This window comes from Rhodococcus sp. WAY2 (assembly GCF_009859915.1).
In the GTDB taxonomy this organism is placed as follows: Bacteria; Actinomycetota; Actinomycetes; order Mycobacteriales; family Mycobacteriaceae; genus Rhodococcus_F; species Rhodococcus_F oxybenzonivorans.
Map to the genome: position 1 here is coordinate 1,544,200 of NZ_CP046572.1, position 22,149 is coordinate 1,566,348.

General features: G+C 66.7%; 20 protein-coding genes and 1 riboswitch. Of the genes, 16 read left to right on the forward strand and 4 right to left on the reverse strand.

Features of this window, described 5'->3' with window-relative positions; translation table 11 throughout:
* Positions 1-13: 13 nt before the first annotated feature.
* Together GFS60_RS07275 and GFS60_RS07280 are read right to left on the reverse strand one after the other, a co-directional pair.
* A complete protein-coding gene (locus tag GFS60_RS07275) occupies positions 14-769 on the reverse strand; it encodes an amidohydrolase family protein (RefSeq protein ID WP_159920017.1) in 756 nt (251 codons plus the stop codon).
* Positions 770-862: 93 nt separating this feature from the next.
* Entirely contained in the window at positions 863-2,254 is a 1,392-nt protein-coding gene (locus GFS60_RS07280; protein WP_109327579.1) for an FAD-dependent oxidoreductase, read from the reverse strand.
* A 259-nt stretch (positions 2,255-2,513) separates the two neighbouring features.
* Between GFS60_RS07280 and GFS60_RS07285 the strand changes: the two genes are divergently transcribed.
* The 3 genes from GFS60_RS07285 to GFS60_RS07295 all read left to right on the forward strand — a co-directional run bounded on the left by GFS60_RS07285 (position 2,514) and on the right by GFS60_RS07295 (position 4,666).
* Positions 2,514-2,960 carry an Rv0361 family membrane protein gene (locus tag GFS60_RS07285; RefSeq protein ID WP_159920019.1) on the forward strand — a complete coding sequence of 149 codons (447 nt, stop codon included), beginning with the start codon at positions 2,514-2,516 and terminating at the stop codon, positions 2,958-2,960.
* Between the two features lie 66 nt (positions 2,961-3,026).
* Complete coding sequence (locus tag GFS60_RS07290; protein ID WP_109334910.1) at positions 3,027-3,446, forward strand: rhodanese-like domain-containing protein; 420 nt, start codon at positions 3,027-3,029, stop codon at positions 3,444-3,446.
* A complete protein-coding gene (locus GFS60_RS07295; RefSeq protein WP_159920021.1) occupies positions 3,443-4,666 on the forward strand; it encodes an O-succinylhomoserine sulfhydrylase in 1,224 nt (407 codons plus the stop codon). Before GFS60_RS07290 ends, GFS60_RS07295 begins: the two co-directional genes overlap by 4 nt.
* Positions 4,667-4,688: 22 nt before the next feature.
* Here the strand turns inward: GFS60_RS07295 and GFS60_RS07300 are convergent, their stop codons facing one another.
* Positions 4,689-5,468, reverse strand: a complete 780-nt coding sequence (locus GFS60_RS07300) for an HAD-IIA family hydrolase (protein WP_109327585.1) — start codon at positions 5,466-5,468, stop codon at positions 4,689-4,691.
* A 79-nt stretch (positions 5,469-5,547) separates the two neighbouring features.
* Positions 5,548-6,315: a sulfite exporter TauE/SafE family protein gene (locus GFS60_RS07305; protein WP_159920023.1), complete on the reverse strand. Its 768-nt coding sequence runs from the start codon at positions 6,313-6,315 to the stop codon at positions 5,548-5,550.
* 214 nt (positions 6,316-6,529) lie between these two features.
* A riboswitch (SAM riboswitch) is annotated at positions 6,530-6,628 on the forward strand.
* Between the two features lie 323 nt (positions 6,629-6,951).
* On the opposite strand from GFS60_RS07305, the gene GFS60_RS07310 reads away from it, so the two are divergent.
* From GFS60_RS07310 to GFS60_RS07370, 13 genes are all read left to right on the forward strand, one after another.
* Positions 6,952-8,007 carry an LLM class flavin-dependent oxidoreductase gene (locus GFS60_RS07310; protein ID WP_159920026.1) on the forward strand — a complete coding sequence of 352 codons (1,056 nt, stop codon included), beginning with the start codon at positions 6,952-6,954 and terminating at the stop codon, positions 8,005-8,007.
* 77 nt (positions 8,008-8,084) lie between these two features.
* Positions 8,085-9,716, forward strand: a complete 1,632-nt coding sequence (locus tag GFS60_RS07315; protein ID WP_159926959.1) for an ABC transporter substrate-binding protein — start codon at positions 8,085-8,087, stop codon at positions 9,714-9,716.
* Positions 9,717-9,719: 3 nt separating this feature from the next.
* The gene (locus tag GFS60_RS07320; protein WP_159920028.1) at positions 9,720-10,706 is read left to right on the forward strand and encodes an ABC transporter permease; all 987 of its coding nucleotides are present in this window, start codon (positions 9,720-9,722) and stop codon (positions 10,704-10,706) included.
* Positions 10,699-11,619: an ABC transporter permease gene (locus GFS60_RS07325; protein ID WP_236603395.1), complete on the forward strand. Its 921-nt coding sequence runs from the start codon at positions 10,699-10,701 to the stop codon at positions 11,617-11,619. Before GFS60_RS07320 ends, GFS60_RS07325 begins: the two co-directional genes overlap by 8 nt.
* The gene (locus GFS60_RS07330; RefSeq protein WP_159920030.1) at positions 11,616-13,262 is read left to right on the forward strand and encodes a dipeptide ABC transporter ATP-binding protein; all 1,647 of its coding nucleotides are present in this window, start codon (positions 11,616-11,618) and stop codon (positions 13,260-13,262) included. Before GFS60_RS07325 ends, GFS60_RS07330 begins: the two co-directional genes overlap by 4 nt.
* Entirely contained in the window at positions 13,255-14,397 is a 1,143-nt protein-coding gene (locus GFS60_RS07335; RefSeq protein WP_159920032.1) for an LLM class flavin-dependent oxidoreductase, read from the forward strand. The genes GFS60_RS07330 and GFS60_RS07335 overlap by 8 nt, the downstream gene beginning before the upstream one ends.
* The gene (locus tag GFS60_RS07340) at positions 14,394-15,770 is read left to right on the forward strand and encodes an NtaA/DmoA family FMN-dependent monooxygenase (RefSeq protein WP_159920034.1); all 1,377 of its coding nucleotides are present in this window, start codon (positions 14,394-14,396) and stop codon (positions 15,768-15,770) included. The genes GFS60_RS07335 and GFS60_RS07340 overlap by 4 nt, the downstream gene beginning before the upstream one ends.
* 44 nt (positions 15,771-15,814) lie before the next feature.
* Positions 15,815-16,957 (forward strand): LLM class flavin-dependent oxidoreductase, encoded by a 1,143-nt coding sequence (locus tag GFS60_RS07345; RefSeq protein ID WP_159920036.1) that lies wholly within the window; start codon positions 15,815-15,817, stop codon positions 16,955-16,957.
* Positions 16,958-17,001: 44 nt separating this feature from the next.
* A complete protein-coding gene (locus GFS60_RS07350) occupies positions 17,002-17,301 on the forward strand; it encodes an acyl carrier protein (protein ID WP_159920038.1) in 300 nt (99 codons plus the stop codon).
* Positions 17,298-18,395 (forward strand): acyl-CoA dehydrogenase family protein, encoded by a 1,098-nt coding sequence (locus tag GFS60_RS07355; RefSeq protein WP_159920040.1) that lies wholly within the window; start codon positions 17,298-17,300, stop codon positions 18,393-18,395. The genes GFS60_RS07350 and GFS60_RS07355 overlap by 4 nt, the downstream gene beginning before the upstream one ends.
* The gene (locus tag GFS60_RS07360; protein ID WP_159920042.1) at positions 18,392-19,396 is read left to right on the forward strand and encodes a 3-oxoacyl-ACP synthase; all 1,005 of its coding nucleotides are present in this window, start codon (positions 18,392-18,394) and stop codon (positions 19,394-19,396) included. The genes GFS60_RS07355 and GFS60_RS07360 overlap by 4 nt, the downstream gene beginning before the upstream one ends.
* Positions 19,397-19,401: 5 nt before the next feature.
* Positions 19,402-20,436, forward strand: coding sequence for an HAD-IIIC family phosphatase (locus GFS60_RS07365; protein WP_159920044.1), 1,035 nt, complete (start codon positions 19,402-19,404; stop codon positions 20,434-20,436).
* The gene (locus GFS60_RS07370) at positions 20,433-21,992 is read left to right on the forward strand and encodes an amino acid adenylation domain-containing protein (protein WP_159920046.1); all 1,560 of its coding nucleotides are present in this window, start codon (positions 20,433-20,435) and stop codon (positions 21,990-21,992) included. Before GFS60_RS07365 ends, GFS60_RS07370 begins: the two co-directional genes overlap by 4 nt.
* The last annotated feature ends 157 nt before the right edge of the window (positions 21,993-22,149 follow it).

Here is a 22,149-nt window from a genome sequence, read left to right on the forward strand (position 1 = left end):
CAGGGGCCGTGTTCTAGCAGGGGCCCCGTTCGGAGCTGCAGCGGTACCACTCGCGTGCGTTGTCGCCCATGACGGCATCGAAATCGTCTCCCACTGCCTCCGCGACTATGTCGATGTCGCTGTCCTGGAACACTCTTCGTGAACGGCTGCCGGGGAGATCGGTGCCGAACATCAGTGCCCGGGGATTGACGGCATGAATTTGGCGGAGCACTTCGCACACGTCGTCGATGGTCGTTCTACCGAACCCCGTTGCTTTCACGCGTGCGCCGCGGTCGACGAGATCCAGTAGGTAGGGCAGCCCGCGGGTCGACATGCCGAGGTGATCGATACTGACGGCAGGCAGCTTGGCGAACACCGGCTCCAGCGACAACAGGAGTGTGGCGTCGACGTAGAACTCGGCGTGCCAGCCGGCGAGTTCGTACGCGCGCAGTGCCTGCTTGGTGAGGAGCTTCAGGTCGGTCGCGCTGCGGCGGAGGTTGAACCGGACTGCCCGCACGCCGGAAGAATCGAGTCGCAGAATGTCTTCGTCGGTGGCGTCGGGCTCGAGGTGTGTGACGCCGACCCAGCTGGGGCCGAGTTCTTCCAGCGCGGCAATCAGATAGCTCTGGTCGGTGCCCTGGTACGACGCCGTGACCACGGCGCCACCGTCCACGCCGAAACCTTCGGTCCGTGCACGGTAATCGGCAATGGTGAAGGGGTCAGGCAGGTAGCCGTGATTCTCGAACACCGGGAACCGGGGATCGATGATGTGCACGTGGGCATCAAACACGGTTCACATTTTGCCTTGTCGTCGGCGTACCACGCGGGGAGGGACTGCGAAGGGAGCCTCCCGTGGGAGGCTCCCTTCGCTGATGCTCGACGATCAGGCCTTGTCGGGCTCGCTGGCCTTGAGCATGTCTTCGCGTTCGACGACCTTGATGCGCTCGCGGCCCTCGGGCTCACCGAGGCTGCGCTCGTGCGCGTCGAGGCGGTACCAGCCCTGCCAGGTGGTGTACGGAATCTGCTTGCCCTCGAGGTACTCGATGATCGCGTCCTCGGACGGGTTGGCCGGTTCGGCGAAGGTGGGCCGGTCCTCGAGCAGGTTTGCCACGGTCTCGTTGGCGTCGCCCTTGGTGTGCCCGATCAGGCCGACGGGGCCGCGCTTGATCCAGCCGGTGACGTAGGTGGCCGGCATGAACCGGGCGGCACCCTCCGCCGAGTCGTCTGCGATGACGCGTCCGGCCTCGTTGGGGACGGTGCCGGCCTGCTCGTCGAACGGCAGCTTCGCAATGTTCTGCGACAGGTAGCCCACCGCGCGGTACACGGCTTGGACGTCCCAGTCGTTGAACTTGCCGGTGCCCTTGACGTTGCCGGTGCCGTCGAGCTGGGTGCGCTCGGTGCGCAGACCGACGACCTTGCCGTCCTCGCCGAGGACCTCGGTGGGTGATTCGAAGAAGTGCAGGTACAGCCGGTGCGGCCGGTTGCCGACGTCGCGGATGGCCCAGTCCTGCAGGGTGTTGGCCACCATGTCGACCTGCTTGGAGTTGCGGCGTGCCTGCTCCGAGCCCTCGTCGTAGTCGATGTCCTCGGGGTCGACGATGACCTCGATGGTCGGGGAGTGATCGAGTTCGCGCAGCTCGAGGGGCGTGAACTTGGCCTGCGCCGGTCCGCGGCGGCCGAAGACGTGGACCTCGACGGCCTTGTTGGCCTTGAGTCCCTCGTAGACGTTGGCGGGGATTTCGGTCGGCAGCAGCTCGTCGCCGGTCTTCGCGAGGACGCGGGCGATGTCGAGGGCGACGTTGCCGACACCGAGGACGGCGACCTTCTCCGCGTCGAGCGGCCAGGTGCGCGGCACATCGGGGTGACCGTCGTACCAGGAGACGAAGTCGGCGGCGCCGTAGCTGCCGTCGAGGTCGATGCCCGGGATGTTCAGGTCGCGGTCGGCGTTGGCGCCGGTGGAGAAGATCACCGCATCGTAGAAGTTGTGCAGGTCTTCGAGGGTGATGTCGGTGCCGTAGTCGATGTTGCCGAGCAGGCGCACCGACGGCTTGTCGAGCACCTTGTGCAGGGCGGTGATGATGCCCTTGATGCGCGGGTGGTCGGGGGCGACGCCGTAGCGGATCAGACCGAACGGTGCCGGCATCCGCTCGAACAGGTCGATGCTGATCCCGCCGTCCGAGGCGGCATCAGATTTCATGAGTGCATCGGCAGCGTAGATACCGGCGGGGCCGGCACCGACGATCGCTACGCGCAACGGACGTGTCTGATCAGTCATCTGGAGCGAACTACCTTCTGATGGGCGGACAACGAATTTTCAGCTTAAGTTAAGCCCAGCCTAATCGGGTGGCCGAGGTGTGGCGTCACGCCCCTGCCCGGCCGGGCCCGCACTCGGTGGCGCCGGTGAGAGCTGGGCGGCTCCCATTGTCTGGGCTTGCGAATGTCGAGGGTAGTCGTCTCTCGGTTGGGGGGTCACAAATCAGATTTGTACCAGCTGCTCTATACACTGCTGACCACGCCGAAAATGAAGGGAAGTCATGTCCGATCCGAGCGAATCGCCGCACAACGCCGCGGGGGACGACCCGGAGGATCCCCGGCGTACCACTGCCACACCGTTCATCGCCGCCGTCGCCCTCGTCGTGATCATCCTGGTCGCGATCGTCGTCGGCAGTATTCTCTCGCCCGCCGACGAGAACGTCACCGAGGCGGACCGCATCAACCGCTCGGTGGCCGATTACATCCAGGCCCGCAATCATGACGACGCCGACCTGCAGAAGTCGTTGGTGTGTTCTACCTGGTCGGACGACCGTTCACCGCTCGCGGGGCGCGAAGGGGAGGTCACCCTGCAGGGTGTCGACTCCTCCGAGGTGAACGGCGACCGCGCCCGGGCAGAGGTGCGGATCACGGCCGAGGACGGTCGTGGTGAGACGACGGACACCTGGCAGCTGGCCCGCTCCGGCGACAAGTGGGTCGTGTGCAATTGATGCGTGCCCAGAAGAGGCCGCTTGCCCGGGAGGGCATCGAAAAGAGGGTTGTGAAAAGCTGACATGGTGAGTTACGCAGGCGACATAACGCCGGAGCATGCCTGGGAGCTGCTTCGCGACAATCCCGACGCTGTGCTGGTCGACGTACGAACAGATGCCGAATGGAAATATGTCGGTGTTCCCGATACGTCCTCACTGGGCAAGCAGCCGGTGCTGATCGAGTGGGTGAGCTATCCCCACGGTGCGCGCAACGACAATTTCGTGGATCAGTTGAAGGAAGCCGGGATCACCGGGGGCGAGGACGCACCCGTCATCTTCCTGTGTCGATCCGGTCAGCGTTCCATCGGTGCGGCGGAGGCCGCGACAGCGGCGGGCATCGGCCCGTCGTACAACGTGCTCGACGGTTTCGAAGGCGCCCTGGACGCCGACGGTCATCGTGGGGCGGTCGGCTGGCGGGCGCTGGGCCTGCCGTGGAGGCAGTGGTGAGTGCAATTCCTCAGGGCGGCGCGTTTCAGAAGGCGCTGCCGGACGGCATCGGTCAGGGCACGATCAGTGTGCGCGGCGGAACCCTTCGATCAGGCTTCGAGGAAACGTCCGAAGCGATCTTCCTGAATTCGGGCTTCGTGTTCGAGAGCGCGGGAGCGGCCGAGGCGTCGTTCACCGGCGATATCGACCACTTCGTCTATTCGCGTTACGGCAACCCGACTGTGAAGATGTTCGAGGAGCGGCTCCGTCTCATCGAGGGTGCGGAAGCGTGCTTCGCCACCGCGAGCGGGATGTCGGCGGTATTTACCGCCCTGGGCGCCCTGCTGAAGGCCGGCGACCGCCTGGTGGCGGCGCGCAGTCTGTTCGGGTCCTGCTTCGTGGTGTGCAACGAGATCCTGCCGCGCTGGGGTGTCGAGACGGTGTTCGTCGACGGCGAAGACCTCGACCAGTGGGAGGAGGCCCTCTCGACGCCCACCACGGCAGTGTTCTTCGAGACGCCTTCCAATCCGATGCAAACGCTCGTGGACGTGCCGCGCGTGGTGGAGCTGGCGCATGCGGCAGGTGCCAAGGTCGTGCTGGACAACGTGTTTGCTACACCGCTGCTGCAACGCAGCCTCGATCTGGGAGCTGACGTCGTCGTCTACTCCGGGACGAAGCACATCGACGGTCAGGGGCGCGTGCTCGGCGGTGCGATCCTCGGCTCACAGGAGTACATCGACGGTCCGGTCCAGAACTTGATGCGTCACACAGGTCCGGCACTCAGTCCGTTCAACGCCTGGACGCTACTCAAGGGCCTGGAGACGATGCCGATTCGCGTGCGGCACTCGGTCGGTTCCGCTTTGCAGATCGCGCGGTTCCTCGAATCGAATGCCTCGGTCGAATGGGTCAAGTACCCGTACCTCGAGTCCCATCCCCAGCACGAGCTCGCCAAGCGCCAGATGAGCGGCGGCGGCACGGTGGTCACCTTCGCGCTCGCTGCCGCCGAGAACGAGGCCAAGAAGCGTGCGTTCGAAGTACTCGACGCGCTGCGGCTGGTCAACATTTCGAACAATCTCGGTGACTCCAAGTCGCTCATCACCCACCCCGCCACCACGACCCACCGGGCAATGGGACCCGAAGGGCGTGCGGCAGTGGGAATTACGGACGGCGTCGTCCGGCTCTCCGTCGGGCTCGAAGACACCGAGGACCTACTGTCCGATCTGGAGCACGCGCTGAGCTGACTACACCTCGGACCGTCCGAAGTCAGACCGAGGTTTCGGCCCGATCGAACGGATCCGAGGTGCGCCCGACGAGATCGGCCACGGACTTGAGGACTGCTGTGGGGCGGTACGGGAAGAGCTCGACCGAATCGCGCGTCGAGATACCGGTCAGCACCAGAATCGTCTGCAGCCCGGCTTCGAGCCCGCACACGATGTCGGTGTCCATGCGATCGCCGATCATCAGGGTGTTCGCGGAGTGCGCCCCGATGGCCCGGAGTGCCGAGCGCATCATCAGGGCGTTCGGCTTGCCCACGTAGTAGGGGTCGCGGCCGGTGGCCTTGCTGATCAACGCGGCAACGGATCCGGTGGCGGGTAACGATCCCTCCCGGGACGGCCCGGTGGGATCGGGGTTGGTGGCGATGAAGCGAGCGCCTCTCTCCACCAAGCGGATTGCGGTGGTGATCGCCTCGAAGGAGTACGTGCGGGTCTCGCCGAGCACCACATAGTCGGGATCGTTCTCGGTGAGGACGTAACCGATGTCGTGCAGTGCGGTGGTGAGACCGGACTCGCCCACCACATAGGCGCTGCCGTTCGGCCGCTGGCTCGCCAGGAACGTTGCGGTCGCCAACGCGGACGTCCAGATGGATTCCTCGGGAATGTCGAGTCCCGTGCGGAGAAGCCGGGCGCGGAGGTCGCGGGGTGTCCTGATGGAGTTGTTGGTGAGCACGATGAACGGGATTTCGGCTTCGCGGAGCTCGGCCAGGAAGAGGTCTGCCCCCGGGACCAGGTGTTCTTCGTGAACGAGAACTCCGTCCATGTCCATCAGGTACGTCCAGCCGGGGTTCTCTACATCTGTTGTGCTCACCGACCCAGTATGAGGCAGCACCAGGCGGCATGCGCGACTACGCCAGGAGCCGGCCCAGCCCGATCAGGCCGACCACCACGATGGTCACCCGGAGTGCGGCGGGGGACAGGCGACGGCCGTAGCGGGCCCCGAGCACTCCGCCGAGGAGCGAACCGACCGCGATGAGGCCCGCGGCGGCCCAGCTGATCCGGTCGAAGGCGACGAGCGTGTACGCGAGCGCGGCGACGATGTTGACGAGCAGGGAGAGCAGGTTCTTCGCGCCGTTCATCCGCTGCAGGCTCTCGGGGAGGATCGCCCCCATCACACCCATCAGAAGGATGCCCTGCGCTGCGGTGAAGTACCCGCCGTACACCCCGACCGCGAACGTGCCGGCCGTCAGCAACAGCAGACGCGGCCGGCTGAGGCCGGCTTCGTGGCTACCGCGCTCCTTCGCCCACGCCTGGATCCGCGGCTGCAACACCACGAGCACGAGCGCCAGGACCAACAACACAGGGACGATGAACTCGAACACCGATTCGGGCAGGTGCAGCAACAACCACGCGCCGAGAATCGCACCGCACAGTGACGCCGGGATCTGCCAGCGCAGCCGGGACCCCTGCCCGGCCAACTCTCGCCGGTAACCCCAGGTGCCGGAGACGCCGCCGGCGACCAACCCCACCGCATTCGACATCGTGGCGGTCACGGGTGGAAACCCGAACGCCACCAGGGTCGGGAAGGTGATGAGCGTGCCGCTGCCGACGACCGCGTTGATCGCACCTGCGCCGATGCCGGCAACGAGGATCGCAATGGCTTCGAGTGGAGTCACCGGGGCGACGTTACAAGGGACGTCTGGCACCCTGCGCCCGGGTTCCGGAGACGCGGCCCCGTAGAGAGGTGCCCACCCCATCCAACCTCATGGCGCGGCCGGTGTCAGCAATTGCACGCAGCCTGATCCGATTGCGTGAGTTCTTCGGGTTTCCCCTGTGTGGCAGGGGAATTCACGTGTTGACGAGGTGGCGTGATGCGGATAGTGTTCGCGTCAACCATCCAGAGCGACCGAGAGACCTGGCTCGTCGACGTCGCAGCAACCCTTCCGACATTGTTTCGGGTGTGGGTGCTACCGCCAGGATCGATGGAAGGCATCACATGACTCACCCCGCACGCAGCACCTGGCGCAGACGGCACATCGATCTGTGCCGCACCAAGTCTTGCGGTTGTTGACGTAGGCCCCCTCTCAGCTCACCGGGCGCAGCGCTCGGTGAGTCTCTCGCGCGTGTCCACGGGGAGCGTGGAAGTGCGCTTCCCTCTCGATCCTCGCCTCGATGAAAGGCCGTGTAGTGATGTCTGTCATAAGTGCGCCCCGACCCGTGGAGGACAGCCTCGACGACGGTGCACTCGGGGTGCACGCCTTCGAGAAGGCTGTGCCCGCTCCCTCGTCGGCGTCGAGGAAGTTCCAGTCGGCATGAAGTTTCTCCTGATGACTCTCGTCACGCATCAGCCCGACCCGGTAACCGGCGAGAAAGTCGACACTGCGACGCGATTGCGGAAAGTAGTCGATTCGGCGGTCCTCGCCGAACAACTCGGGTACGACGGGTTCGCTGTCGGTGAGCGGCACGAACATCCGTTCCTGTCTTCGGCACCGCCCGTCGTGCTCAGCGCGATCGCGGCGCGTACCACCACATTGCAGTTGTGGACAGCCGTGACCACGCTCAGCCTGCTCGACCCGGTCCGGGCCTTCGAGGACTATTCGACGCTGGACAACCTGTCGGGCGGCCGCCTGCAGCTGATCATCGGCAAGGGAAACGGCACGGCCCAGGCCGAACTGTTCTCCGTGACCCCCGACGACCAGTGGGATCGCAATCGCGAGGGGTACGAACTGTTCCGGCAACTGTGGGAGAGCGAGGACGTGACGTGGGAAGGCAGCTTCCGTCCGCGTCTCGAACACGCTGTCGCACTTCCGCGACCACTCCAGCCCCGGATCCGGATCTGGCACGGCAGTGCCACGAGTGAGGAGTCGGTCGACTTGGCCGCTCGCTACGGTGATCCACTCTTTTCCGCCAACGTCACCAACCCTGTCGAGCCGTATGCCGAACTCATTCGCCACTATCGCGAGCGGTGGATCGACTACGGCCGCGACCCCGCTGACGCTCTGGTCGGCGCCGGGACTGCGGGCTTCTATGTGACGCCGAAGTCGCAGGACGCCGTCGACACCTGGCGGCCGATCCATGCCGCAAGGATCGAGTTCGCGCGCAGGACCGGACTGCCCGTGGTGTTCGACACGGTCGAAGACTTCGTGGAGCGAAGCTCGGCGCTCATCGGCAGTCCGGAGCAGGTGATCGACAAGGTCGCGCGGTACCACGAGCAGTTCGGCCACGAAGTGATCCACCTCGGGGCCGATCGAGTGGGGACAAGCGACAAGCAGCACCGCGAAAGTCTCGAGCTCTTCCAGGCAGAAGTGGCGCCCGCGTTGCGCGCGACCATTCCGAGCCGATCCCTCGCAACCCTTCCGTGCACGTGAGCGTCCCCGAATCCCGGGTGTCATTCGTGCCTGTCGTCGAAATTACGGAGCTATCGGTGTCCTCAGTGCTTGTGTCCTTGTCCCCGACCTTCCGCGGAAAAGCCCGCATCGCAGCAGGTATCGGCGTCGCCGCCGTGCTGGCCACGGCGCTCACCGCCTGCGGTGGCGGTTCCAGCAGTTCCTCCGCGGATGCGGGTCCCGGGCAACCGGGCGGCACACTCCGCTACGGCCTGTCCCAGGCGCCCACATGCGCCGACCCCGCACAGTCCGGCACGAACCAGACGATCTACGTGACTCGCCAGGTGGTCGATTCGCTCACCGATCAGGACCCCCGAACAGGTGAATTGACGCCGTGGCTCGCGGAGAGCTGGGAACTGAACGCCGACGCCTCGGCCTTCACCTTTCGCCTGAAGGAGGGCGTCACCTTCAGCGACGGAACGCCCCTCACCGCAGAGTCGGTGAAGAAGAATTTCGACGCGCTCGTCAACACCCTCACCGGGGCCAAGGCGCCACTGGCCGCCAGCTACCTGACCGGATACATCGGGACCACCGTGATCGATGCGCGCACCGCGCAGGTCAGCTTCTCGGCACCCAACGCCCAGTTCCTGCAGGCATCGTCCACCCCGCAGCTGGGCATTCTGTCGGATGCGTCCGTCGCCAAGCCGGCGGAGGAGCGCTGCACCGGCAACATCTCGGGAACCGGGCCGTTCACGTACGCCGACTACCAGCAGGACAAGTCGGTGACCCTCGCCAAGCGGGCCGGATACAGCTGGGGATCAGACGTGTTCGGTCACGACGGCGAGGCCTACCTCGACACCATCGAGTTCAGCGTGGTGCCCGAATCCGGTGTCCGTACGGGCAGCCTGTCCTCGGGACAGCTGGACGCAATCAGCGATGCGCTGCCGCAGGATGCCCCGCAGATCGAAGGCGCCGGTGGGCAGGTGCTCACCACATCGAACCCGGGTACGCCATTCGGCTTCCAGCCCAACGTGACTCGCGGACCGCTCGTGGATCCCGTCGTGCGCAGTGCGCTGGTCTCGGCGATCAACCGGCAGGAACTGGTCGACACCGTGCTCGGCCCCAACTTCACGCCCGCCACCAGCACGCTGGCCAGCCGCACCCCCGGCTACGTGGCGCTGCCGGACGTGACGTACGACCCGGAGAAGGCCAAGTCCATCCTGGATCAGGCCGGTTGGGTTCCCGGTGCCGACGGCATCCGGGAGAAGAGCGGTCAGAGGCTGAGCTTCCCCGTTCTGTTCAGCTCCGTGTTTGCCGGCAACCAGGCCATCCTCGAACTGGTGCAGCAGCAGCTCACAGCGGTGGGAGTAGATCTGCAGCTGAATCTCGTGGCCACTCCGGAGGCCACCGCTCGCCAGAATGCCAAGGACTTCGACGCCACCTACTACAACAGCACCCGCGCTGACGGTGACATCCTGCGTACCCAGTTCGGACTCGACGGCCGCAACCTTAACAGCCGTGGCCCGATTCCCGCGCTCGACGACGTGCTTGCAAAGCAACTCGCCACCACCGACACCACCGAGCGGAACGCACTTCTCGCCGACGCCCAGCAGCAGGTGCTCGACAACGGCCTGTGGATTCCCACCGTGGAGCTGTCGCAGGCGATCGGCGCAGGACCGGACGTGCAAGATCTGAAGTTCGAGGCCTCGGCCAGGCTCCAGTTCTTCGATACCTGGATCAGTGGACGCTAGAAGATGACTCGATACCTCGGATCCCGTGTCCTGCAGGCGTTGGGCGTGCTGTGGGCAACATTCACCGTGTCGTTCGCAGTCCTGTTCCTACTGCCTTCGGACCCCGTGAGCATCGCGGTCGATTCCGCAACAGCGGGGACGACGGTCGATGCGGCGGCCGTTGCGGAGTTGCAGGCGCGGTACGGCCTGGACCAGCCGGTATGGGTGCAGTACTGGAACTCCCTGAGCCACTCCGTTCGCGGTGACTTCGGATACTCGATCGCCACCGGGCAGTCGGTGACCGAGGCCATCGGGAACGCGGTGCCCAGCACCCTCGCGCTCGCGTCCGTGGCGCTCGTTCTCGCCGTGGTGTTCGGGACCGCGGTAGCGTTCGTCGCCACGTACACCAGGGTGCGCGGGGTACGGAATCTGTTGTTCTCGCTGCCCCCGCTCGGTGTCGCGGTGCCGACGTTCTGGGTAGGTCTTATTCTGCTGCAGCTGTTCTCGTTTCGATTGAAAGCCTTTCCGGCGTTCGGCGACCAGGGAATCGCGACCCTGGTGCTTCCCGCGGTCACTCTCGCGCTGCCGACCGGCGCCGTGATCGCCCAGGTGCTCGCCGCGAGTCTGCAGACCACGTGGCGGCAGCCGTTCATCGACACCGCCCGGGCGAAAGGAGCCTCCCGGTGGAGGATCCAGACCCGGCACGCGCTGCGGTTGTCGAGCATCCCCGCCTTCACCATCGCCGGAGTATTGGTGGGCACGCTGCTGGCCGGGTCCGTGGTCGTCGAAACGGTGTTTTCACGAGCCGGAGTCGGGCGGCTCACGCAGACTTCCGTGATGGCGCAGGATATTCCGGTGGTCCAGGGAATCGTGGTACTGAGCTCGCTTGCCTACGTCCTCGTCAACCTCGCCGTGGATCTGCTCTACCCGCTGATCGATCCGCGAATCGTCGAGGGCAGGAAGCGGGCGAGCATGGAGCACACGAAAAAGGAGGAGATCGTTCATGTCTGACATCCTCACGAGGGAGGTGACGGGCGAGGTCGTCGATGTCGGCGCGTCTCCGCGCATACTCACACCCGTGGCCGGGTTCTTCCCTGTTACCCGCCGGCGCAGTGTCACGGCCTGGTTGCGTCGCAATCTCGTGCTCGTGACTTCCGCCGTCGTGCTCCTGCTTGCTGTCGGGTGTGCGGTGGCGCCCTCCGTATTCGCGGGCGGCAACCCACTCACCGGCGTGCCCGCGCAGAAGCTGCAGGCCCCGAGCGCCGCGCACTGGTTCGGGACCGACAACATCGGCCGGGACGTGTACACCCGAGTCGTTCACGGTGCCGGACTCTCGCTCACCGCAACCCTGCTGGCGGTGGGGATCGCCCTGGTTGTCGGTTCGCTGATCGGTCTGCTGTCCGGTGCGGCCGGGGGAGCGGTCGATGCGGTGTTGATGAGACTCGTCGATGTGTTGCTGTCCATTCCGGCATTGCTGCTCTCCCTCGCACTGGTCACGGCCTTGGGATTCGGCACCGTCAACGTCGCTGTGGCCGTGGGTGTTTCCCTGATCGCGAACTTCGCCCGTGTGATGCGGTCAGAGGTGCTGCGAGTGCGCCGGTCACTCTACGTCGAGGCCGCGTTCGCGTCGGGAGTCCGGTGGCACACGGTGCTCCACCGGCACATCCTGCGGAACTCCTACGCACCCGTCGTCGCCCTCGCCGCCGTGGAGTTCGGCATGGCGGTCCTCGCGGTGTCGTCGTTGAGCTTCCTCGGATTCGGGGCGGTACCACCGACACCCGAGTGGGGTTCGCTGATCTCCGAGGGCCGCAACTACCTCGCGACGGCGTGGTGGATGACCACCTTGCCCGGCCTGGTGATCGTGGCCGTCGTGCTGTCGGCACACCGCCTCGGGCATGCACTCGAACAGAGAGAGTCGCGATGAGCACGAACGACACCCCGCTGCTGCAGGTCTCCGGACTGCGGGTGGCGTACGGGAGCGTGAGCGATCCAGTTCTGGCCGTGACGGGCGTAGACCTTACGGTCTCGCGCGGGGAAGTGGTGGCTGTGGTGGGCGAGTCCGGCTCCGGTAAGTCGACCGCCGCGCACGCGATTCTCGGGCTACTGGCGGGGAGCGGACGCGCGATCGGCGGCACCGTCACCTTCGACGGCGAGCGCCTCGACACCCTGTCCGAGCGCGCACTGGGGCGCATCCGCGGCGCCAGGATCGGGTTGGTGCCACAGGACCCGACGACCTCGCTCAACCCGGTGATCAGGGTGGGGGTTCAGGTCGCCGAGGTGCTGCGGGTGCACGGTCTCGCCGACCGGCGGACGGCCGGAATCGAGGCGGTGCGCATTCTCGCCGAGGCCGGGATCGACAAGCCCGACGTGCGTGCCCGGCAGTATCCGCAGGACCTGTCGGGCGGCCAGCGGCAGCGCGTCCTGATTGGAATCGCGCTGGCCTGCAACCCCGAACTGGTGATCGCGGACGAGCCCACCAGTGCACTCGACGTCACGGTTCAACGCCGGATCCTCGATCACCTGGCTGCGCGTACCGCCGAGTCGGGGACCGCAGTCCTGTTGATCACGCACGACCTGGGCGTCGCGGCCGACCGCGCCGACCGGATCATCGTGATGAACCGCGGCGAGGTGGTGGAGTCGGGGCCCACCCGGGAGATCCTGACGCAGCCGCAGCACGCGTACACGCGCGCACTGCTGGCAGCCGCGCCCAGCCTGTCCGCGGCACCCCGGCGCAGAGACCACTCCACCGTGGCCGATCCGCTCCTGCGCGTCTCGGGCGTGTCGAAAACATTCCGGATCGACCGGAAGACAGCGATCGAGGCCGTCGAGGACGTGTCCTTCGAGGTTCCGCGCGGTCGCACGCTGTCCCTGGTCGGCGAGTCGGGATCCGGCAAGTCGACGGTGGCTCGCATCGCGATCCGTTTGGAGACGCCGTCTCGTGGCAGCATCGAGTTCGACGGAGAGGACATCACGACGCTGCGGGGTGGCGCCCTGCGCGCCCTCCGCCGGCGAGTTCAACTCGTCTACCAGAATCCGTACGCCTCGCTCGATCCCAAACTTGCCGTCGCCGACATCGTGGCCGAACCGCTCGGCGCCTTCGGGATCGGGAGCAAGGCCGAACGAGCGGAGCGGGTCGCCGAACTCCTCGAGCAGGTGGCGCTGCCGCGCAGCTACCTCGAACGGAAACCCGCAGAACTGTCCGGCGGCCAGCGTCAACGCGTCGCGATTGCCCGGGCGCTGTCACTGCACCCGGAACTTCTCGTGCTCGACGAGCCGGTGTCCGCTCTGGACGTTTCGGTGCAGGCGCAGATACTCGATCTACTGGAGACCCTCCAGCGCGAACTCGGCCTCGGCTACCTGTTCATCTCGCACGATCTCGCGGTGGTCCGGCAGATCAGTGACACGGTCGCCGTGATGCGGTCCGGTCGCATCCTCGAATTCGGCACCACCGCCGAGATATTCGAAACACCACGTCACGACTACACCCGGGAGCTGCTCGACGCGATCCCCGGGCGGTCCATCGCTCGCCCACCGTCAGCACAGCTGGAGGAAGCCATTCATGCCTGAACTTCGTCACCACCCCCTCATCGCCGTCGACCTGCACGGCGCCGGTCTGCACCCGCAGGCGTGGCGTCGCCCCGACTCGCGCGCAGAAGATCTCTTCACGGCCGGTTACTGGACCGGGCTCCTGGGAGTTGCCGACAGGGCCGGCATCGACCTCGCCTTCCTCGGCGACTCCTTCGCCCTCGCCTCGACGGGTCACGCCGAACAGCGGGGGCAACTCGACGCTGTCGCGATCGCGTCACGGGCTGTGACGAGCACCCGGACCATAGGTCTGGTCCCGACGGTGACCGTGACCCACACCGAGCCGTTCCACGTCTCGAAAGCCATCGCGAGTCTCGACCATGCCTCACTGGGTCGCGCGGGGTGGCAGGTCGACGTGTCGGCCGGTCGAGCCCAGGCCCAGCTGTTCGGCCGTAAGGAACCCCAGGACGACGAAGATTTGTGGTCGGAGGCGAGCGAGGCCATCGAAGCCGTGCGTCTGTTGTGGGACAGCTGGGAGGACGACGCCGAGATCCGCGACGTCGCCACCGGCCGATTCGTCGACCGGGACAAACTGCACTACATCGACTTCGAGGGAACCCACTTCTCCGTGAAGGGGCCGTCGATTACACCGCGCTCACCACAAGGCCAGTCGCTGGTCGTGCTCGGTGTGCACGACGAACATTCCCGCCGGGTGGCCGTATCGCACGCCGACGTGATCCGCATCAGCGGCCTCACCGTCGACGCGGCCGGGCGGGCTGCGGCGGACATTTCCCGCGACGTGGTCGAGGCGGGCCGCGACAGGAGCGCGGTCCGCATACTTCTCGACGTGGAGGTGCTGCTCGCCGCCGACCACAGTGGCGCCGCCCGGGACCTCGCCCAGCTCGAGAACTGGGCCGGGACCGGGTACGAACCACGATCGCTCCTCTACCGGGGGGATGCGGCGGGACTGGCTGATCTCGTCGCGAACGTGGCGCGGGCGGGCGAGGTGGACGGCGTGACTTTCCGCCCGCTCGCGCTTCCCTCCGGACTGGACACCCTCGCCGAGGCAGTACGGCCGCTACTGCGACCTGACGGAGGCGACGTGCGTTTACTGCGGGAACGCCTCGGCTTCGACCGTCCCACCAATCACTTCACCCGAACAGGACTTTCGGCATGACGACATCGCGAGCGTTGCCCCGCAAGCAGATACACCTCGCAGCGCACTTCCCGGGGGTGAACAACACCACGGTGTGGAGCGACCCCGAGTCGAAGAGCCAGATAGATTTCGACTCGTTCGTGCACCTGGCGAAAACAGCGGAACGCGGGTTGTTCGACTTCTTCTTCCTCGCCGAGGGCCTGCGGTTGCGTGAGCACCGCGGACGGATCCACGACCTGGACGTCGTCGGCCGGCCAGACACCCTGACCGTGCTCGGTGCGCTGGCCGGGGCGACGACCCACCTCGGCCTGGCCGGAACGATCAACACCACCTTCAACGAACCGTACGAATTGGCGCGGCAATTCGCGTCACTCGATCATTTGTCGGACGGCCGGGCTGCGTGGAACATGGTCACCTCCTCGGACGCTTTCACCGGCGAAAACTTCCGGCGCGGGGGATATCTCGACCGCAGAGACCGCTACGTCCGCGCAAGTGAAGTGATCGAGGGCGCGCGGAAGTTCTGGGACAGCTGGGATCAGGACGCTCTCGTGATCGACCGGGAGCACGGGGTTTTCGCGCACGAGTCGTCGATTCGTGAGGTCGCCTTTTCGGGTTCGCAGTTCGACGTGCGGGGACGGTTCACGGTACCCCGCAGCCCCCAGGGTCATCCGGTACTGCTGCAGGCGGGGGATTCGGAGGAGGGCCGCGAGTTCGGGGCGGCTCAGGCCGACGCCATCTTCACCGTGCACGGCACACTCGAGGACGGCCGCACGTTCTACTCCGACGTCAAGGGCAGGCTGGCGAAGTACGGGCGCAGAGCCGAGGACCTCAAGGTGCTCCCCGCGGCCACCTTCGTTCTGGGTGATACGGCGCCGGATGCCGCCGAACGGGCCGATCACATCCGGCACCAGCAGGTAGGTCCCCAGACAGCCATCGCATTCCTCGAGCAGGTGTGGGGACGTGACCTTTCCGGATACGACCCGGACGGCCCCCTTCCGGACGTCGAACCCGCCGACAATCCGGACATCACCCGCGGCCGTGTCCGGCACGTGAAAGATCCGCGGGAGATCGCCTCGGCATGGCGGGCGAAGGCCGAGGCGGAGAAGCTCAGCATCCGTGAGCTGATCATCGCGGTCACCGCCCGGCAGCAGTTCGTGGGCACCCCGGCCCAAGTGGCCGAGGACATCGACCACTACGTGCAGTCGGACGCCTGCGACGGTTTCATCCTCGTGCCGCACCTCACACCGACCGGGCTTGACGAGTTCGTCGAGAAAGTGGTGCCGCACTTGCAGGACCGTGGCAGTTTCCGCACCGAGTATTCGGGCACCACCCTGCGCAGCCATCTCGGGCTGAGCCATCCGCACCATCAGAACGAAGGAGTACGAGCATCATGACCGCAGCGTCGGAAGCCACGGAATACGAACAGGATCGGCAGTAGATGGTCACCCCGTTGTCCGTCCTCGACCTGTCGCCCGTCAGCGAGGGATCCACCGCCCGAGCCGCGCTGCGCAACACCGTGGACCTCGCCCAGCACGCAGAGCTGTGGGGCTACAAGCGGTACTGGGTTGCCGAGCATCACTTCGTCGGCGTCGCAAGTTCGTCACCCGCCGTGCTGGTCGGCATTCTCGCTGCGGCGACGAGCACATTGCGTGTCGGCGCCGCTGCCGTCCAGCTGGGGCACACCACGGCAGCAGCAGTGGTGGAAGCGTTCGGAACTGTTGATGCCCTGTACCCGGGGCGCGTGGACCTCGGCCTGGGGCGGTCGGGTCAACGCAGGGCGCAGGCACTGCAGGCGGTCGGCGAACGCCGACACCAGTCTTCGTTGCCGCGGCGTCCGACCGAGATTCGGGACGGCGTCGTGATTCCGGCGCCGTTCGACCCGTCCGAACTGCTGTTGTCACCGCGGCTCACGGCGTCGATGTCGGTGCTACAGCAGCCGGGGGCACGGTCACCCGAGTTCGAAGACCAGGTGGACGACATCCTCGCGTTACTCGAGGGCACGTACCGCACCGAGGACGGCATCGACCTCCACGCGAGTCCGGGGGAGGGCGCCGACGTCGAGCTGTGGGTGTTCGGAAGCAGCGCGGGCCCGAGCGCAGAACTCGCCGGGCGGCTCGGGCTGCCCTTCGGGGCCAACTACCACGTGAGTCCGGCGACGACGATCGACGCCGTCGAGGCATACAGGGCCGCCTTCCGGCCGTCACGGGTACTGCGGGAACCGTACGTCGTCGTCTCCGCGGACGCCGTGGTGGCGGAGGGCGACGCGGCAGCCCGGGAGTTGGCATCGACCTTCGGACATTGGACCCACAGCATCCGAAGCGGGCACGGTGCGATCCCGTATCCGGATCCCCGCCGTACCCCGCCGCTGGGTGAGACCGAACGCGCAGCGGTGGAGGACCGGCTGATCACGCAGTTCGTCGGGGCACCCGCCACCGTTGCCGACCGGCTCGACAGCCTGCGGAAAGTCACCGCCGCCGACGAACTGGTGGTCACCAGCGTCACCCACGACCACGCGGACCGATTGCGTTCCTACGAGCTGCTTGCGCGGGAATGGGGGCTGCCCCGACTACTCGCTGCCTGACACCGCGATGGTTGAACGCTGGTCCAAGTGGGCATCCCCCGCTCATGGACACAGCACACGCCCCTGTGCCCGAGCCTTCTGACGGGTTGGTCGAGCAGCTACGGCAGTACCTCAGTTCGATCACGTCGACGGATCTCGGACCCGACGACGACTACTTCACGCTGGGCCTGGTGAGTTCTCTGCGGGCCCTGGAGATCGTCACCTACATCGAGGGCTCCCACGACGTCGTGGTAGAGGTTGAGGACCTCGACCTCGACAACTTTCGCACCGCTGCCCGTGTCGCCGAGTTCATCCGGAGGAAGCGGGGCGAGCAGGTGCGGGCCACGGACGGGGCGTCGCCGTGATCGGGATCGACACTCTCGTCGCGGCAGCGGAGACGGATGCGGTTTCATGGGACGAGTCGGGGCTTCCTACCGAGGTGATCGACGCCGCCGCCCGGGCAGGTGTCCTGGGTCTGGACCGGACCCCCGCCTGCAAAGGCCTCGGCCTGAGCGCAGCCGAACTGGGCTCGGTGGCAGAACGACTCGGAGCTGTCTGCACGTCGCTGCGGTCGCTCCTCACGGTGCAGGGAATGGTGAATGCCGCCCTCGACCGGTGGGGAAGTGCCGAACAACGGGAGCAGTGGCTGCCGGTGCTGACCACCGGGGAGCTCCTCGCCGGGTTCGCGGCGACCGAGGCCGGTGCCGGAACCGAACTCTCCTGCGTGGCCACCACCTTCGACCCCGCCGGTTCCGATTACCGGGTGTCGGGCAGGAAGCTGTGGGTCACCTACGGCCAGGTCGCGGACGTACTTTTGGTCCTCGGACAGACGTCCGGCGGCCTCACGACCGCACTCGTCGAAACGAGTTCGCCGGGGGTCACCGTGGAACCGGTACAGGGGCAGCTCGGCATGCGAGGTACACGGGTGGCGCACATCGAACTCGACAACGTGTCCATACCCGCGACCCACGTCATAGCGCCGCCCGGTTTCGGTCTGTCCCACGTCACCGGCACAGCCCTCGACCACGGCCGGTACACCATCGCGTGGGGGTGCGCGGGGATGGCCCGGGCCTGCCTCGCCGATGCGGTGGCTCATGCCTCGACCCGGGTGCAGGGCACGGCCGTGTTGTCCGAGCAGGACGCGGTGCGGTCGATGATCGGCCGCGGTTGGGTCGAGGTCTCCGGTGCGCGGGCCCTCTGTGAACGCGCCGCACAGGAACGCGACGCACGCGAGCACACCGCCCTCTTCACCACCGTTGCCGCCAAGTACGCCGCTGCGCGCGCAGCCGTGACGCTGAGCCAGCAGGGAGTCCAGATCCTCGGCGCCACCGGATGCGCCGGAGACAGCAGGGTCGGCCGATTCTTCCGGGACGCGAAGGTCATGCGGATCATCGAGGGCGCCACCGAGGTCGCCGAATTGCAGATCGGTGAGTACGTGCTGGCCGGCGGTGTTCGATGACCGCCCCCGTCGCCTTGCACTCGATCGCGCTGTGGTTCCCGGACGACGAGGTCACCGTGGCGGGTCTGCCGGAACTCGATCAGCTTCCTGTGGCGCAGCGCGAGCACGCCCTGTCCCTCGGCATCGACACCGTTCGGATCGGCATCGGTCAGTCCGAGTCGGACATGGCTCACGCCGCCGCCACCGCGTTGCTGCGCGCTGCGGACATCGACCCGACCCAGCTCGATGCCCTCCTGCTCGTGCAGGGGAGGGTTCCGCAGTATCTGCTCGCCTCCGAGGCCACCCGGCTGCAACACCGGCTCGGCGCGACTCAGGCCTTCACTACCGGCGTCGGTGACCTGGGCTGCGTTTCCATCTCCGCGGGATTCGCACTGGCGTCCGCCCTACTTCGGGGAGACCCGCACTGCCACAATGTTCTGGTCGTCGCTGCGGCGAAGACGCCCACGCGAGCCCGCTACCGCTCACCGATGACACTGCTCGGGGACGGTGCGGCCGCGGTGCTGCTGACGACGTCGGGGAGCGGGCGATACGAACTCGTCGACCAGATCGTCCGCAGCGACGGAAAGTACTCCGACCTGTTCCGCATCGACTACCGGAACGTGCGCGAGGCCGACTGGACCGAGGAATGCACGGACGAGCCGACGTACTCGTTCCGGCTGGCCGTCGAGAGCCGGAAACGCTTCACCGACATCAATGGTGCGCTTCTCGGACGCAACGGTGTGGAACACGACAGGGTAGGGACTTATCTGATGCAGAACCTTTCGGCCGGTGCGTTCGCGTTCTGGCAGGAAGCCCTCGATGTGCCCATCGACCCGGTGTGCCGCGCGAACCTGGCCCGGTTCGGCCACCTCGGATCCGTCGACGTCGCACTCAACCTGGAAACCGCGGCTACGTCGCAGCGGCCGGGGGACTATGCCGTACTCATGAACAGCAGTCCTGTCGCGGCGTGGAGTAGCGCACTCCTGCGGCGACTGCCGGATCCGACCGGGAACGGGAAGTAAGCGCAATGGAGCAGACCGTCAAATGCGTGGTCTGGGACCTCGACGACACCATCTGGGACGGGGTGGTGCTCGAGCAGGATGTCCCGGTGCCGAAGGCCGAAGTGCTGCGCACGATCGACGTGCTCGACCGCCGCGGCATTCTGCACGCCATCGCGAGCCGCGGAGAGTTCGAACCCGCTGTCGCTCATCTGCGCGCCCATGGCCTCGAGGAACTGTTCTGCGCAGTCGACGTCAGTTGGGGGCCGAAATCCGGTGCAGTCCGGCGGATAGCGGACACGCTGAATATCGGCCTCGACACGGTGGCCTTCGTCGACAACGATCCGGTCGAGCGCGCCGAAGTCGCCGGGGCGTTGCCGTCGGTGCGGTGTTATCCGGCCGAGAGTATCGCTTCCTTCCCCGATCTGCCCGAGCTGACTCCGGAGTCGATCACGGCCGAGGCAGCGGGGCGCCGCGCGCTGTACCGCGCCGAGCGGATCCGGCAGAGCAGTGAGGAGGTTTTCGCGGGGTCGAGCGCCGAGTTCCTCGCCTCGCTGGGTTTGGTGATGACCGTGCGCAGGGCAGAGGACGAGGACCTGGCACGGGCACACGAACTGACCGTGCGTTCACATCAACTCAACACCACCGGTCGCACGTTCGGCATCGACGAACTCCGCCGACTGTGCCGTTCGGATCGCCACGAGGTGCTCGTGGCTGCCCTGGAGGACCGTTTCGGTGAATACGGAACCATCGGACTCGCGGTGTCGGAGTTTCGTGGAGACGACTCGGTGCTCCAGTTGCTGTTGATGTCGTGCCGCGTGATGTCCCGCGGAGTGGGCGCGGCCCTGATTCAGCATGTCGTCGACCGGGCGCGGGCGCGCGGACAGCAGCCCTGTGCGGAATTCGTGGCCACCGAGGTCAACCGCGTGATGCTTGTGACCCTGCGTTTCGGTGGGTTCGAGGTCGCCGCGACGGACCACGATCGGTTGCTGTTGCGGCACAACGGCATTGCTCACGGTGGACCGAACACCGATCACGTCCGCATCGTGAGCGCGGTGCCATGAGCGCTTGGTGTCCGGGTGACGAGGTGATCGCGGGGATCCTCGAGCAATGCTCACGGGTTCCCGGGCGGATCGCGATAGCGGTGGGGGAGCGAGCCCTGACCTATGCCGAGCTCGATTCGGCGAGTGCGGAACTCGCCGCCGAGCTGGTGTCGACCGGCGTGCGGCCGGGCCGGGTGGTTCTGATCTACCGGAAGCAGAGCACCGACACGATGGTGGCGATGATCGCCGCTCTGCGGGCGGGCGCCGCCTGGTGCGTCATAGAACCTGGCCACCCGGCGATGCAACTGCGCGCCCTGCTGTCGGACGTCGACTGCGGGGCCATCGTGTTCGACTCCTCGGACCCGGCCACCTCCACGGAGGGTGTCGGTGCCCTCGCCTGTGAAGCCGGTGCCGGCGTGCCTGCATTGATCGACCGGCACGGGGAATTACCGCCGCGGTCACGTGCGATCGGCCTTCCCGAACGTGTCCCCGCAGGCGCACCTGCCTATGTGATCACTACCTCGGGAACGACCGGTGTTCCCAAAGCCGTCGTGGTCACCCGTGCCAATCTGGCGAGCATGGTCGCGGGGCGGAACTACGACTACGACGAGTCCGATCTGGTCACGTTCTCCGCGTTTCGTCTGACGTGGGACGGCGCCCTGCTGAAGACCATCTGGGCGCTCTGCACCGGCGGCACCAGCGTGCTCCCCGACGCGGGCGGTATGCGCAATGCCGAGGCCGTCGCAGCGCTCGCAGGGAAGTGGCGGGCCACAGATCTGGCCGCGACACCGTCGTTCTACCGCCTGCTGCTGCCGCACCTCGCTCCGCTGCGCTCGCAACTGCAGTGGGTGACCCTGGCCGGCGAGGCGCTTCCCAGGACACTCGTCGAACGGCACCGTGCCGTGCTGCCTGGCGTGCCGCTGGGCAACGAGTACGGGCCCACCGAGACCACCGTCAGCTGCATCGCGCACCGGGTGCGTGAGCTGCCCGCGTCGATCGCCCCGATCGGCAGGCCGCTGGGGGCGACAACGGCGCACATCCTCGACGCGAAGCTCGTTCCTGTGCCGCCGGGAACGGTGGGGGATCTCTACCTCGGTGGTCCCCAGATCGCGGCGGGATACGCGCATCGCCCGGCGGGCACCGCAGCCAGATTCGTGGCCGACCCGTTCGCCACAAATCCAGGTTCCCGGATGTACCACGCGGGTGACCTCGCACGCGTCGATGTCCACGGCGACATCGAATTCTGCGGACGGGTCGACGGTCAGGTGAAGGTGCGGGGAGCGAGGGTCGAGCGGCACGCGGTGGAGTCGGTGCTCGAGAGTCACCCGGCGATCCGTCAGGCGGTGGTGCTCGCGACCGTGGACGAGTACGGCGACACCGCCCTCACCGCCTTCTGGGTTCCTGCCCCGGCGGCGACGATCCTGCCCACCACCCGCGACCTGATCGCGCATTGCACCGAGCGTCTCGTCGCGCAGGCGGTGCCCGCCCATTTCGTGGCGCTCGGCGCCCTTCCCCTCGCGGCGAGCAGCAAGGTCGACGAAGCGGCGCTGCGGACATTGCTGGAAAGCCCGAGATGAACGGCGGTGGCGGCGGTTGACAGTGTGCTGGATTGGAGGCAGTCTCGATCTTCTCGGGGATTTCGTTGCGTGGTCAGGGTGAGGGCAGGTAGTCCGTCACCGTGGTTGGTTGCTCCCGGATGCGAAGGCGATGGGGGCCTTGGCTGGGATGCGATTG